This window comes from Salinicoccus sp. Bachu38, assembly GCF_038561955.2.
GTDB classification, from domain to species: domain Bacteria; phylum Bacillota; class Bacilli; order Staphylococcales; family Salinicoccaceae; genus Salinicoccus; species Salinicoccus bachuensis.
In genome coordinates, this window is record NZ_CP138333.2 from 1 (window position 1) to 13896 (window position 13896).

Annotated in this window: 10 protein-coding genes; all 10 read left to right on the forward strand. The window is 51.9% G+C overall.

Going from position 1 to position 13896, the window contains the following annotated elements; genetic code table 11:
- The 10 genes from dnaA to hutI all read left to right on the forward strand — a co-directional run bounded on the left by dnaA (position 1) and on the right by hutI (position 13677).
- A complete protein-coding gene (gene dnaA, locus RQP18_RS00005) occupies positions 1-1323 on the forward strand; it encodes a chromosomal replication initiator protein DnaA (RefSeq protein ID WP_373446090.1) in 1323 nt (440 codons plus the stop codon).
- Between the two features lie 162 nt (positions 1324-1485).
- A complete protein-coding gene (gene dnaN / locus RQP18_RS00010; protein ID WP_342388149.1) occupies positions 1486-2619 on the forward strand; it encodes a DNA polymerase III subunit beta in 1134 nt (377 codons plus the stop codon).
- 187 nt (positions 2620-2806) lie between these two features.
- Positions 2807-3022, forward strand: coding sequence for a S4 domain-containing protein YaaA (gene yaaA, locus RQP18_RS00015; protein ID WP_342388150.1), 216 nt, complete (start codon positions 2807-2809; stop codon positions 3020-3022).
- Positions 3019-4116 (forward strand): DNA replication/repair protein RecF, encoded by a 1098-nt coding sequence (gene recF, locus RQP18_RS00020; protein WP_342388151.1) that lies wholly within the window; start codon positions 3019-3021, stop codon positions 4114-4116. Before yaaA ends, recF begins: the two co-directional genes overlap by 4 nt.
- A gap of 14 nt (positions 4117-4130) precedes the next feature.
- Positions 4131-6050: a DNA topoisomerase (ATP-hydrolyzing) subunit B gene (gene gyrB / locus RQP18_RS00025; protein WP_342388152.1), complete on the forward strand. Its 1920-nt coding sequence runs from the start codon at positions 4131-4133 to the stop codon at positions 6048-6050.
- Between the two features lie 19 nt (positions 6051-6069).
- The gene (gene gyrA / locus RQP18_RS00030; protein WP_342388153.1) at positions 6070-8574 is read left to right on the forward strand and encodes a DNA gyrase subunit A; all 2505 of its coding nucleotides are present in this window, start codon (positions 6070-6072) and stop codon (positions 8572-8574) included.
- Between the two features lie 150 nt (positions 8575-8724).
- Complete coding sequence (gene hutP / locus RQP18_RS00035; protein ID WP_342388154.1) at positions 8725-9168, forward strand: hut operon transcriptional regulator HutP; 444 nt, start codon at positions 8725-8727, stop codon at positions 9166-9168.
- 102 nt (positions 9169-9270) lie between these two features.
- Positions 9271-10779 carry a histidine ammonia-lyase gene (gene hutH / locus RQP18_RS00040; RefSeq protein WP_342388155.1) on the forward strand — a complete coding sequence of 503 codons (1509 nt, stop codon included), beginning with the start codon at positions 9271-9273 and terminating at the stop codon, positions 10777-10779.
- Entirely contained in the window at positions 10772-12448 is a 1677-nt protein-coding gene (gene hutU, locus RQP18_RS00045) for a urocanate hydratase (RefSeq protein WP_342388156.1), read from the forward strand. Before hutH ends, hutU begins: the two co-directional genes overlap by 8 nt.
- Positions 12445-13677, forward strand: a complete 1233-nt coding sequence (hutI, locus tag RQP18_RS00050; RefSeq protein ID WP_342388157.1) for an imidazolonepropionase — start codon at positions 12445-12447, stop codon at positions 13675-13677. The genes hutU and hutI overlap by 4 nt, the downstream gene beginning before the upstream one ends.
- Positions 13678-13896: the final 219 nt, after the last annotated feature.

Sequence of the window (13896 nt, forward strand, 5' to 3'; positions counted from 1 at the left end):
ATGAGTAGTATTAAGGAAATCTGGGAGAATACGCTGAAAGGCATCAAAGGGACCATTGCCAATGCAAGCTACCAGACATGGTTCCAGGATACTTCAATGATCCACCTGGACAATGAGACGGCTGTGATCAAAGCGGATACCCAGTTTCAGAGGGACTGGCTTGAAAAGAACTATAGTGGGCTCATCCAGGAGCAGCTGTTCGAGGTCATGGGAGAGAAGCCTGAAATCAGGATTGTCACCGAAGAAGAGGAGGCGCCGGCGCAGCTTCCGGCAAGGACGGCGCCCGAACCTGAAGTTCCTGTGAACAACCAGCTCAATGTAAACAATACTTTTGAGACATTCGTCATCGGAAACGGGAACCGCTTCAGTCATGCAGCATCGCTCGCCGTGGCTGAAGCCCCGGCCAAAGCCTACAATCCGCTCTTCATCTATGGCGGCGTCGGCCTTGGCAAGACCCACCTCATGCATGCCATCGGCCACTATGTGCTTGAGCATCGGCCAAACGCGAAAGTGGCATATCTGTCGAGCGAAAAGTTCACCAATGAATTCATCAATTCGATCCGTGACAACAAGACTGAAGAGTTCAGGAACCGCTACCGCAATGTCGATGTACTCCTGATCGATGATATCCAGTTCCTCGCAGGAAAGGAATCCACCCAGGAGGAGTTCTTCCATACGTTCAATGCGCTCCATGAAGACAACAAGCAGATCGTCATCTCGAGCGACCGTACTCCGAAGGAGATTCCGACGCTCGAGGACAGGCTCAGATCCCGTTTCGAATGGGGGCTGATCACTGATATCACCCCGCCTGACCTTGAGACGCGGATTGCCATCCTCCGCAAGAAGTGTGAGGAGGAGAAAGTGGAGATCCCCAATGAAGCGATGATCTACATTGCGAACCATATCCACACGAACATCCGGGAACTCGAAGGTGCTCTGACCCGTGTGGCTGCGTACTCGAAGCTCGTCAACCAGCCCCTGACGCCCGAAATGGTTTCGGAAGCACTCAAGGACCTGGTCACCCAGTCAAAATCCAAGAAGATTACGATTACGGATATCCAGGAGGCGGTCGCTTCATTCTATGATATCCAGATCGAATCGTTCGCTTCCAAAAAACGGACGAAATCAATTGCTTTTCCGAGGCAGATTGCGATGTACCTCGCCCGGGAGCTCACCGATTACTCGCTGCCGAAGATTGGAGAGGTTTTTGGCGGGCGGGACCACTCCACCGTCATCCATGCCCATGAAAAGATTTCGAAGATGATTACAGAAGATGAACGCTTCAAACAGGAGCTGGAAGAGGTAGAAAACCGTATCAATTAAAAGTGTGAACACTGTGGATAAATGTTACACTGTAACAAACAGTTTACCAACATGTGGATAACTCTCCTGGTCTGGCCTGAATGGACTTATCCACAAATCCACAGGCCTTACTACTGTTATTACTTAAAATACTAATCAATATATATAAGGAGTCATTAACTTATGAAAATCAGTATTAACCGCCAGTATTTCATCGAACAGCTGAATCATTGTCTCAAGGCAATTTCTCCCCGGACGACATTGCCGATTCTCAATGGCATAAAAATTGAAGTGAAAGAGGATCATTTGCTTCTTACTGGTAGTGATTCTGAAATTTCTATTGAAATCACCATTCCCACTGAAATTGATAATGAAGAAATCCTTGAAATCCATGAAACAGGTACAGTTGTACTATCTGGAAGATTCTTTGTGGATATCATCAAGAAGCTGTCCGGCAATTTTGTAGAACTCGAAACAAATGATGCATTCCAGACAAAGATTTCAGCTTCCCAATCCGAATTCAACCTGAGCGGAAACGATCCGGACCAATACCCGCTGCTTCCTGAAGTCAACGATGAGGAAAGCATCATCCTGCCTTCAACTGTACTGAAGAACATCATCAATCAGACCAACTTCGCAGTCTCCCTTTCCGAAACACGTCCAGTATTGACCGGGGTGAACTGGCAGTTCCAAGACAGCGGCATCCAGTTCACTGCCACCGACTCCCATAGACTCGCCCTCAGAAAACTTGAAGGGGACCAGTTTGGAATGGACAGCATGCATGCCATCATTCCCGGAAAATCGCTGACGGAACTGAACAAGATCATCAATGATTCGGACAATGAAGTGGAAATCCACTTTTCACAGAACCAGGTGCTGTTCAGCTATGGCAACATGCGCTTCATCTCCAGGCTGCTTGAAGGGAACTATCCGGATACATCCCGCCTGTTCCCCGAAAACTACGAAACGAAAGTGACGGTGAACAATGGGGAGTTCTATCATGCGATTGACCGTGTATCCCTATTGGCACGTGAAGGCGGCAACAATGTCATCCGCATGAGTGTGGAAAATGGCGGTGTCGCGCTGTCATCGAACTCACCGGAAGTCGGTACGGTGCATGAAGATATCAATACTGGAAAAGTGGAAGGCGAAGACCTGAAGATCTCCTTCAACTCCAAATACATGATGGATGCGCTGAAAGCAATCAACGATGACGAAGTCGTGATCGAATTCTTCGGTACGATGCGCCCATTCACACTGAAGGCGGCTGAATCGGATGCGGTCGTCCAGCTGATCCTGCCGATTCGGACATATTAATATTGAATCAAATCTGCGACTGAGCCCCAGAATCTAAAAAAAGGGGGTCTCAGTCGCTTTTTATATTTCCAGGGGTGAAACCTTATTTGTCTACTTGGGCGCTCCTATGGCTTTATTTGGGCGTTTGGAGTGAAATTTATCCGAAAATGTAGTATAATGTAGTAGTGAGATTAAGGAGGATGAGTGCATGGAAAGTATCCGATTTGACGAACTCATTACATTAGGACAATTTCTGAAGCACGAAGGTATCATAGGGACCGGCGGAGAGGCCAAATGGTTCCTGCAGGAGAATGAAGTGCTGTTGAACGGAGAGCCAGAAAACCGCAGAGGGAAGAAGCTGCATGAAGGTGATGAAGTGGATCTGGGGGAATTCGGCCAGTTTAGGATAGAATATTCCCAATGATCTTAAACCGCATACACCTTGGCAATTTCAGGAATTATGAAACACTGGATCTCGAATTTCATCCAAAACTTAATATTTTCATCGGCCGGAATGCCCAGGGAAAGACGAACCTGCTTGAATCGATCTATTTCCTTGCACTGGCGAAAAGTCACCGGACTTCAAAGGATAAGGAATTGATACGCTTCAACCAGGACGAGGCATTCGTCAATGGCAATATCACGACTTCCTACAGCAACCTGCCGTTGTCCCTGAGCGTCAGTAGCAGGGGCAAACGGGCGAAGGTCAATCATATGGAAGTATCGAAACTGAGCCAGTATATCGGACACTTGAATGTGGTGCTTTTTGCCCCGGAAGACCTCAACATCGTCAAAGGGTCCCCGCAGATCAGGCGCAAATTCATCAATATGGAATGCGGCCAGATTTCGAAAGTGTATATCAACATGCTGAGCGGCTACCAGAAGGTGCTGGCCCAGAAGAACAACTACCTAAAACAGAAGAATGTCGATCGGGTCATGATCGATGTGTTGAATGAACAACTTGCATACTATGCAAGTTTAATTATTTTAAAGAGGCAGCAATTCGTGGATACGATTGAAAAGTATGCCCGGAAGATACACTCGGATATATCGAATGGCCAGGAAATCCTGGCCGTCAGGTACAAGCCGAATATAAAGTACGAGGCGACTGAAGTGGGTGCACTTGAGCTGGAGCTCAGGGGGCTGCTTCAGGATACGCTCGAGCGGGAGATTGAACGGGGCCAGGCGCTGATCGGTCCGCACAGGGATGATATTGCGTTCTATATCAATGATTTCGATGTCCAGACATATGGTTCACAGGGTCAGCAGCGGACCACAGCCCTGTCGGTGAAACTGGCCGAACTCGAACTGATCAATGAGGAGATCGGGGAATACCCGATACTGCTTCTGGATGATGTACTGAGTGAATTGGATGAGACGAGACAGTCGCATCTCTTGACCTCGATACGAAACAGGGTCCAGACGTTCGTCACGACAACGTCGATCAGTGACATCAACCACGCAATCATGGATGAGATGCAGGCACTTGGCATAGAAGACGGCAAGGTGAAAGTATAATGGAAGGTGATAATATGGCTGAAAAGAATATGGAACAGTATGGCGCTGAGCAGATACAAGTTTTGGAAGGATTGGAAGCGGTCCGTAAACGCCCGGGAATGTATATCGGCTCTACAGCTTCAAAAGGGCTGCACCATCTCGTATGGGAAATTGTAGATAACAGCATTGACGAGGCGATGGCAGGTCATGCCGATCGCATCAGCATCACAATCGAAGAGGACAACTGGGTGAAGGTGACCGATAACGGCCGCGGCATCCCGGTGGATATCCAGGAGAAGATGGGCCGTCCTGCGGTCGAAGTCATTCTGACAGTGCTCCACGCCGGCGGTAAATTCGGCGGTGGCGGATATAAGGTATCCGGCGGCCTGCACGGCGTCGGTTCCTCCGTCGTAAATGCGCTGAGTGAAACGCTTGAGGTCTATGTGCACCTTGACGGCAAGATCCATCACCAGAGCTATACGAGAGGCGTGCCCGATTTTGATCTGAAGGTCATCGGCGAGACGGACAAGACCGGTACGGAAATCCGTTTCAAGGCGGATGATGAGATCTTTACAGAGACGACGGAATACGATATCGAAGTGCTGCAGAAACGCATCAAGGAACTCGCCTTCCTGAACAAGGGGCTTGAAATCAACCTGTTCGATGAACGGGGGGAGGAAGACGTCTCCTTCCAGTACTACTACGAAGGTGGCATCAAGTCATATGTCGAGCAGATGAACGAGACGCGCGAGGTTCTGCATGATGAAGTCATCTATATGCACAGCGAAAGGGACGAAGTGGAAGTTGAAATCGCCCTGCAGTATAACAACGGCTACAACTCGACACTGATGTCCTATGCCAACAACATCCATACGTATGAAGGCGGTACACATGAAGACGGCTTCAAGCGTGCACTGACAAAAGTCATCAACAGCTATGGCTTCAAAAACCGGATCATCAAGGATGGCGAAGACCGTCTGAGCGGCGAGGATGTCCGCGAAGGCATGACGGCAGTCGTGTCGATCAAGCATACGGATCCGCAGTTCGAGGGCCAGACGAAGACGAAATTCGGCAACTCGGAAGCAAGGCTGATCACCGACCAGCTTTTCAGTGAAGGATTCGAACGTTTCCTGCTTGAAAATCCGACTTCCGCAAAAATCATCGTGGAAAAAGGCCTTACCGCCCAGCGTGCAAGGGTGGCAGCCAAGAAGGCCCGGGAAATGACACGCAGGAAATCCGCACTCGAAATATCCAGCCTGCCGGGGAAACTCGCCGACTGTTCGAGCAAGGATCCTGCAAAGAGCGAGCTGTTCATCGTCGAGGGGGATTCCGCCGGAGGTTCTGCAAAATCCGGACGCAACTCCACGACCCAGGCAATCCTTCCGCTCCGCGGGAAGATCCTGAACGTGGAAAAGGCCCGCCTCGACAAGATTTTGAACAACAATGAGATCCGTTCCATGATTACGGCGCTCGGTACAGGCATCGGCGAAGAGTTCGACCTGTCCAAAGCCCGCTATCACAAGATCGTCATCATGACGGATGCCGATGTCGATGGTGCACACATCCGTACACTGCTTCTGACCTTCTTCTACCGTTTCATGAAACCGCTCATCGAAGCAGGCTATGTATATATCGCCCAGCCGCCGCTCTATAAGGTGGAACAGGGAAAGAACAAATACTATGTATTTGATGACAGGGAGCTCGAGACCCTCAGAAGCGAACTCAAGGACACACCCAAGATTTCCCTGGCAAGATACAAGGGCCTCGGCGAGATGAACGCGGATCAGCTGTGGGAGACGACGATGGATCCCGACTTCAGGACACTGCTCCAGGTGACCCTGGAGGATGCGGTCGATGCAGACCAGACATTCGAAATGCTGATGGGGGATATCGTCGAGCACAGAAGGAACTTTATTGAAGAAAATGCATTATACGTCCAAAATCTTGACGTTTAATCAGTGGAGGTTATTTTGAATGAATGACAGAACGGATAGATTGAAAGAAACCAACATAAGCAAAGAGATGCGGACATCCTTCCTGGACTATGCGATGAGTGTCATCGTTTCCCGGGCACTGCCGGACGTGCGGGATGGCATGAAGCCGGTCCACCGCAGGATATTGTACGGCATGCATGACAATGGGATGACTTCCGAGAAGCCATACAAGAAATCGGCCAGGATCGTCGGGGACGTCATGGGTAAATACCACCCGCACGGCGACTCCTCGATCTATGACGCCATGGTGCGTATGGCGCAGGATTTCAGCTACCGCTATCCGCTCGTCGACGGCCAGGGGAACTTTGGTTCCATGGACGGCGACAGCGCTGCGGCGATGCGTTACACCGAGGCGAGGATGAGCAGGATCTCCATGGAGCTGATGCGCGATATCAACAAGGACACCATCGACTTCCAGGACAACTATGACGGCAATGAACGCGAGCCCGTCGTGCTCCCTTCGAGATTCCCGAACCTGCTCGTCAATGGGACGAGCGGTATCGCGGTCGGCATGGCGACAAACATTCCGCCGCATAATCTGACAGAAATCATCGATGCGGTCCTTGCGTACGCTGACGACAGTGAGGTCACCCTGCCCGAACTGATGGAGCATGTGAAAGGCCCGGACTTTCCGACTGCCGGACTGATTGTCGGCAAAAGCGGCATCAGACAGGCATACGAAACAGGACGCGGTTCCGTCATCATGCGCTCACGCTGTGAAATCGAAATGATGAGCAACGGCAAGGAACGCATTGTCATCTCCGAAATCCCCTACCAGGTCAACAAGGCAAGACTGGTTGAAAAGATTGCCGAGCTTGCCCGAGACAAGAAGATCGAAGGCATCACCGACCTGCGGGATGAGACGAGTCTTACGGCAGGGGTCAAGATCATCATAGAGATCCGCAAGGATAAGAATGCCAATGTCATCCTGAACAACCTCTACAAGCAGACCCCACTGCAGACGAGTTTCGGCATCAACATGCTGGCGCTTGTCAAAGGCCAGCCAAAGATAATGGGTCTGAAGGAAATCCTCGCCCACTACCTTGAACACCAGAAAGTCATCATCACAAGACGGACGAAGTTCGATCTGAAACGTGCAGAAGACCGTGCCCATATACTCGAAGGGCTGAAGATCGCACTCGATAACATCGATGAAATCATCGCGCTCATCCGCGGATCCCAGAATGACGAAGCGGCAAGGAATGGACTGATGGAAGAGTTCAACCTGTCGGAACGCCAGTCCCAGGCAATCCTTGATATGCGTCTCAGACGCCTCACAGGACTTGAACGCGGCAAGATCGAGGATGAGTACAATGAAATACTGAAGACGATCCAGTACTTGAAGGAGATTCTTGCAGACGATGACAAGCTGCTTGAAATCATCCGCGAGGAACTGACTGAAATCAAGGAGAAGTACGGTGACGACCGCAAGACCGAGATTACGCTCGGCAGCCTGTCCGACATCGAGGATGAGGACCTCATCCCGGAAGAGCAGATTGTCGTGACACTCAGTCACAACAACTACATCAAACGCCTGCCCTCCTCCACCTACCGCGCGCAGCATCGGGGCGGACGCGGCGTACAGGGCATGAATACGATTGAAGATGACTTCGTCAGCCAGATCGTGACGATGAGCACCCATGACTACATCATGTTCTTCACGAACAAGGGCCGGGTATACCGTCTGAAAGGCTACGAAATCCCTGAATTGTCCCGACAGTCGAAAGGCATACCGATCGTCAACATGCTGGAAATCGACAAGGGTGAAGTGATCAGCACCATGATCGGGGTGAAGGATGAGGATACGGAGGATAAATTCCTGGTATTCGCCACGAAGAATGGACTTGTGAAACGTTCGACGCTGGACAACTTCGAACGCATCAATAAGAATGGCAAGATCGCGATCTCCTTCCGGGGCGATGATGAACTGCTTGCCGTCCGTCTGACGGATGGTTCCAAGGAAGTGATCCTCGGAACGCGGGACGGCAACCTGATCCGGTTCCCTGAAGCACAGATACGGACGATGGGCCGGACGGCTGCAGGCGTGAAAGGCATCAAGCTGCGCGGAGAAGACTATGTAATCGGACTCGACGTCCTGTCTGAAGGGCAGTCCATCCTCGTCGTAACCGACAATGGCTATGGAAAATGCACACCTGAGGCGGAATACCGGATTACAAAACGCGGCGGTATGGGCGTAAAGACGGCCAACCTTACGGAACGCATCGGCAAGCTTGTCTATATCGCCGCCATCGATGGTGATGAAGATCTGATGATCGTCACGAACCATGGTGTCATCATCCGTCTGGTCATGGAGGAAGTCTCGACGACCGGCAGGAACACCCAGGGGGTCAGGCTGATCAAGATGACAGGAGACCAGCAGGTGGCGACGGTGGCCAAGGTCAAGGAAGAGCTTGAAGAGGAGACGCTCGAGCTGGACGAATCCGAAGCTGCAGATACTGAACCAATGGAAGACACCGAGGAATAGCAGCAATTCCCGGATGATTACGACCCTGGCCAAAGGCCAGGGTTTTTTATTGGATGACGAATTGCGCTTCTTTCATGAAAGCGCTATAATAAGGGTAGTCATTAGTGAATCAGATAAATAACCATAGATGGATTTTAAAGAGGTAGATCAATGAATCCGAATCAACAGCGTGAATTTGGCAAGTATGCGACACTCGTCGCCCTGGTGGGCGCCGGTACGGCAAGTGAACTGATGCCGGAGTATCAGTCTTTCAGAGTAACTACAGGAAAAGTCGGATCGATGGATCTGAAGAAGGTCATCTCCTCCGTGGAGACGGCGGCAAAACGCAACCAGCTGATCAATGGGGAGATGTATCGTGAAACGCATGCACTCTACCATGCAATCATCGAAGCGGCTGAAGGTGTGACGCGTGGCAAACTGAGCGTGGGTGAAGTGATGCGTACTGTAGGACTGTCCTTTTCGATTGTCAGGGGACGTCCGTACCCGGAGGATGACGAAGGGGAATGGATCGCTGTATGCTTCTATGGCACCATCGGTGCACCCATAAAAGGCAAGGAGCACGAGACGCTCGGTCTTGGCATCAACCATATCTAGAAGATAATCGAATAATCATGTCACAGACATCAGCTATTAGAGACACTGAACATCCCGAAGGGATGGCTGTGTCTTTTTTTAATGCTTGAAGGAGGCGTAAATATGACAGTTCTAACACTGACCGGAGAGAATCTGACAATCGACAGGATGAAGGCATTCCTCGCAGATGACAGGAGCACGGTCGAAATTTCAGAAGCAGCCTATCGCAATGTACGTGAATCAAGAAGAACGGTGGAAAACATCATCGCACAGGGGAAGACGATATATGGAATCACAACCGGATTCGGCCTGTTCAGCGATGTAAGGATTTCCGGGGACAGGACGGCCGAGCTGCAGGTCAATCTGATCCGCTCGCACTCGTGTGGTGTGGGCAGGCCGTTTGCAGAACAAACGGTACTGACGATGATGGTGCTGAGATTGAATACTCTGCTGAAGGGCCACTCCGGCGTCACAGTTGCACTGGTCGACCAGCTGAAGACATTCATCAACCGGCGGATCATTCCGAAAGTGCCTGAACAGGGATCACTCGGTGCTTCCGGGGACCTCGCCCCCCTCGCCCATCTGGCAATTGCACTCATCGGCGAAGGGGAAGTATTTTATGAGGGACGCCTGTGGGCATCGGAGGAAGTGCTTGATGCACTGAATATCCGACCGCTGAGGCTGGAGGCGAAGGAAGGCCTGGCACTGATCAATGGCACCCAGCCGATGACGGCCCAGGGGCTGATCAACTACATCGAAGCGGAAAAGATCATGGATGACAGCATGTGGATCGCCGCCCTCACCCATCAGGCACTGAACGGCATTACGGATGCATTCAATGAAAAGGTGCACCTCTCTCGGGGTTACAGGGAACAGGTCGAAGTGGCCGAAAGGATGCGCGATCTGCTGGAAGGCTCAAAGCTTACGACGCGCCAGGGGGAAGTCCGGGTCCAGGATGCCTATTCGCTCAGATGCATCCCACAGGTCCATGGCGCCTCGTTGCAGACCCTGGCCTATGTGAAGGAAAAACTCGAGATCGAGATGAATGCCGCCAATGACAATCCTCTGATTTTCGGGGAGGACGAAGTGATTTCAGGCGGGAACTTCCATGGTCAGCCGATTGCGATTGCGATGGACCTGCTCAAGATCGGCGTCAGCGAAATGGCGAACATATCGGAACGGCGCATCGAACGGCTCGTCAATCCAGCACTGAATGGAGATCTTCCGGCATTCCTCAGCCCGCAGGAGGGACTGCAGTCCGGGGCGATGATTCTGCAGTATGCAGCAGCAAGCCTCGTGTCCGAAAACAAGACACTCGCCCACCCGGCGAGCGTCGACTCCATACCGTCATCCGCCAACCAGGAGGATCACGTCTCCATGGGGACAATCGGCGCCCGTCATGCCAGGGACATCATTGGGAATGTCAGGAATGTGCTGGCAATCGAACTGTTCATCGCACTGACAGCTGTCGAAATCAAGGGGGAGGACAAGCTGTCGCCGGAGACGCGGGAGAAATTCGACACATACCGCGGTTACGTGGCCTTCATCAGCCAGGACCGCAATTTTAGCAAAGATATAAAAATACTATCGGACGAACTCAAACAAATCAAAGGGGTGGCAGAATATGTCTAGAAAAATCGCTGCTAGAAAAATCACTGCGAAAAAAGGGTTGGAACTGGAATGTAAAGGATGGGAACAGGAGGCGGCCCTACGGATGCTGTACAACAATCTGGATCCTGAAGTGGCCGAACGTCCTGAGGACCTGGTCGTCTACGGGGGCATCGGCAAGGCGGCAAGGAACTGGGAGGCGTTTGAAGCTATCGAGGAGACATTGCGCACCCTCGAGAAGGATGAGACGATGCTGATCCAGTCCGGCAAACCGGTGGCGGTCTTCAGGACGCATGAGGAGGCGCCGCGCGTCCTTCTATCCAACTCGGTGCTTGTGCCGAAATGGGCAAACTGGGACCACTTCAACGAACTGGATAAAAAAGGGCTGATGATGTACGGCCAGATGACGGCGGGCAGCTGGATCTATATCGGCTCCCAGGGGATCGTCCAGGGGACATATGAGACATTTGCCGAGCTTGCGAACCAGAACTATGACGGTACGCTGCGCGGAACGATCACCCTGACCGCCGGACTCGGCGGCATGGGGGGCGCCCAGCCGCTTGCCGTGACAATGAACGAAGGGGTCGCCATCTGTGTGGAAGTCGATCCGACACGAATTCAGAAGCGGATCGATACACGCTATCTTGATACGAAGACGGATTCACTGGATGAAGCACTGAGGATGGCTGAGAAGGCAAGGGATAATGGTGAAGCACTCTCCATCGGCCTTCTTGGAAATGCCGCTGAGGTCCATCATGAAATACTGAGGCGCAAGTTCAAAATAGATGTGGTGACCGACCAGACGTCCGCCCACGACCCACTGAACGGCTACGTCCCTGAAGGGTACAGCCTGGAAGAAGCTGTGAAGCTGCGGGAATTGGATCCGAAAGAGTATGTCAGACTCTCCTCACGGTCCATGGCAAGCCATGTTGAAGCGATGCTCGAGTTCCAGAAGAATGGTTCAATCGTCTTCGACTACGGCAACAATATCCGCCAGGTCGCTTTTGACGAAGGAGTGGACAACGCCTTCGATTTTCCGGGCTTCGTTCCAGCCTACATCCGTCCCCTCTTCTGTGAAGGCAAGGGGCCTTTCCGATTTGTGGCACTGAGCGGAGATTCGAAGGATATCGAAGCGGCGGACAGGAAGATGCGCGAACTGTTCCCGGAGAATGAAAAGCTGCTCCGATGGCTGGACATGGCCCAGGAGAAGATCGCATTCCAGGGGCTGCCGGCGAGGATTGCATGGCTCGGCTACGGTGAACGTGCAAAGATGGGGCTTGCTTTGAATGAAATGGTTGCGAGTGGCGAAATCTCCGCTCCGGTCGTCATCGGACGCGATCATCTCGACAGCGGTTCAGTCGCCAGTCCGAACCGGGAGACCGAAAGCATGAAGGACGGCAGCGACGCCGTCGGCGACTGGGCGATACTGAATGCACTCGTCAATACGGCAGCCGGCGGCTCCTGGATCAGCGTCCACCACGGCGGTGGTGTCGGCATGGGCTATTCCCTGCATGCAGGTATGGTGGTCGTTGCGGATGGTACCGAAAATGCACAGCGCCGGCTTGAGCGTGTGCTCACGAGCGACCCGGGCATGGGAGTTGCCAGGCATGCCGATGCAGGATACGACATTGCGATCGATACAGCCAAAGAGAGAGGCGTCAATATTCCAATGCTAAAGGAGAATCAGTCATGAACGATATCATCATCAGAAATATAAAGGCACTCATCCTGCCGAAGAAAAGTGATGGACCACTCAAAGGCAAGGAAATGGATGAACTGGAGATCATCGATCAGGCGATGATCGTCCTCAAGGATGGCAGGGTCGTCTACAGAGGGGAAGAAAACGATGAATACGAAGCCTCGGAAATCATCGATGCCGGCGGCATGATCGCCTCCCCTGCCCTCGTCGATCCGCATACGCATGTGGTGCATGGGGGCTCACGAGAGCATGAAATGGCGCTCAAGCGCCAGGGCGTCGACTATTTGAAGATCCTTGAACAGGGCGGCGGTATATTGAATACAGTCGAGCAGACGCGGAAAGCGACACATCAGGAACTGCTGGATAAGGCATCGAAGAACATCACCCGCATGATCCAGCATGGTGTGCTCACCATCGAAAGCAAGAGCGGCTACGGACTGGATCGTGAAAATGAGCTGAAGCAGCTTAAAGTTTCCCGGGAAATATCCAAGAAATTCCCCATTACGATGCGGCATACCTTCCTTGGTCCGCACGCAATCCCGAAAGGCACCGATGGTGAGGCCTTCCTTGATGACATGATCGAACTGCTGGATGAAGCGAAAGACTATGCCGATTTTGCGGACATCTTCTGTGAGACGGGCGTCTTCACAATCGAACAGTCGAGAAGGTATATGAAAGCTGCAAATGAGAAAGGGATGAAAGTCAAAATCCATGCGGATGAAATCGATCCGCTCGGCGGGCTGGAATTGGCCCTCGAACAGGATGCCATCAGTGCCGACCACCTCGTCGCCGCAAGTGATGCAGGCAAAAGGATGCTACAGGACAGTGGTACGGTTGCGGTACTCCTCCCGGGGACAACCTTCTATCTTGGGAAAGATAAGTATGCTGATGCCCGGGGAATGATTGAACAGGGCGGTGCTGTAAGCCTTGCGACCGACTACAACCCGGGCAGCTGTGTGACGGACAATCTCCAGATGATCATGGCGATTGCGAGCCTGAAGCTGAAGATGACGCCGAACGAGATCTGGAACGCTGTGACGGTGAATGCGGCCCACGCCATCGGTGCGGATTCAGGGACGCTGGAAGCGGGAGATTCTGGAGATATAGTGCTTTGGGATGTGCCAAACCATGAATATGTCCCCTACCACTACGGCGTCAACCATGCGCATACGGTCATTGCCGAAGGCAAAGTCGTATATGAGCGTCCAGGTCTTACCCTGTAGGCAGTACCTTGCATTTTCAGGATATTCATAATAGAATAGTACCAAGCTGAATATCAGCCGCTTGAAGGAAACAGTAGTGTTCCACTTGTCTGCAGAGAGGCCATGGATGGTGAAAATGGCCACAGGGGAATATGAATTTCCATCCTTCGACAAGAGTGGCCGGTACCCCGTACCGTTAAATCGATGAGATGATGCTTCATGCATCAAATTAGGGTGGCA

Coding starts and splice junctions, on each gene's coding strand:
- dnaA (WP_373446090.1), top strand. CDS start 1: ATGAGTAGTATTAAGGAAATCTGGGAGAATACGCTGAAAGGCATCAAA.
- dnaN (WP_342388149.1), top strand. CDS start 1,486: ATGAAAATCAGTATTAACCGCCAGTATTTCATCGAACAGCTGAATCAT.
- yaaA (WP_342388150.1), top strand. CDS start 2,807: ATGGAAAGTATCCGATTTGACGAACTCATTACATTAGGACAATTTCTG.
- recF (WP_342388151.1), top strand. CDS start 3,019: ATGATCTTAAACCGCATACACCTTGGCAATTTCAGGAATTATGAAACA.
- gyrB (WP_342388152.1), top strand. CDS start 4,131: ATGGCTGAAAAGAATATGGAACAGTATGGCGCTGAGCAGATACAAGTT.
- gyrA (WP_342388153.1), top strand. CDS start 6,070: ATGAATGACAGAACGGATAGATTGAAAGAAACCAACATAAGCAAAGAG.
- hutP (WP_342388154.1), top strand. CDS start 8,725: ATGAATCCGAATCAACAGCGTGAATTTGGCAAGTATGCGACACTCGTC.
- hutH (WP_342388155.1), top strand. CDS start 9,271: ATGACAGTTCTAACACTGACCGGAGAGAATCTGACAATCGACAGGATG.
- hutU (WP_342388156.1), top strand. CDS start 10,772: ATGTCTAGAAAAATCGCTGCTAGAAAAATCACTGCGAAAAAAGGGTTG.
- hutI (WP_342388157.1), top strand. CDS start 12,445: ATGAACGATATCATCATCAGAAATATAAAGGCACTCATCCTGCCGAAG.